This is a genomic window from Mesorhizobium sp. M1D.F.Ca.ET.231.01.1.1 (assembly GCF_003999155.2).
Lineage (GTDB): Bacteria > Pseudomonadota > Alphaproteobacteria > Rhizobiales > Rhizobiaceae > Mesorhizobium.
This window is the reverse complement of record NZ_RZOZ02000163.1, coordinates 1-328: the sequence shown is the minus strand read 5'-3', so window position 1 is coordinate 328 and position 328 is coordinate 1. Positions and strand designations below refer to the sequence as shown.

The 328-nt window shown below is 64.9% G+C and carries 1 protein-coding gene; it reads right to left on the bottom strand.

Annotation, left to right across the window (positions count from 1 at the left end; all coding sequences use genetic code 11):
* A partial coding sequence (locus tag EN874_RS32775; RefSeq protein ID WP_245516235.1) for a thiamine pyrophosphate-dependent enzyme occupies positions 1-328 on the bottom strand: 328 nt, incomplete at both ends.

The window sequence follows — 328 nt, the reverse complement described above, 5'->3', positions numbered from 1 at the left end:
GGCGGTATGTCTTGGATTCGATTAGCGTCGGCCCCTCGCCGGCGCGCGCCCGCTCGACGGCCTTGAAGGACGCCTCGGCGACCTCGGAGAAGATGTTGCCGTTCACGACGACGCCCGGCATCGAATAGGCGGCCGCGCGCTCGGCGATGTTCTTCACCGCCGTCGAGCGCGCCGTCGAGGTCGACATGCCGTAGCCGTTGTTCTCGCACACGAAGATCACCGGCAGCTTCCAGATCGCCGCCATGTTCAGCGCCTCGTGGAAGGCGCCTTCATTGTTGGCGCCGTCGCCGAAGAAGGAGACCACGACCTTGCCGGTCTTCATCATCTT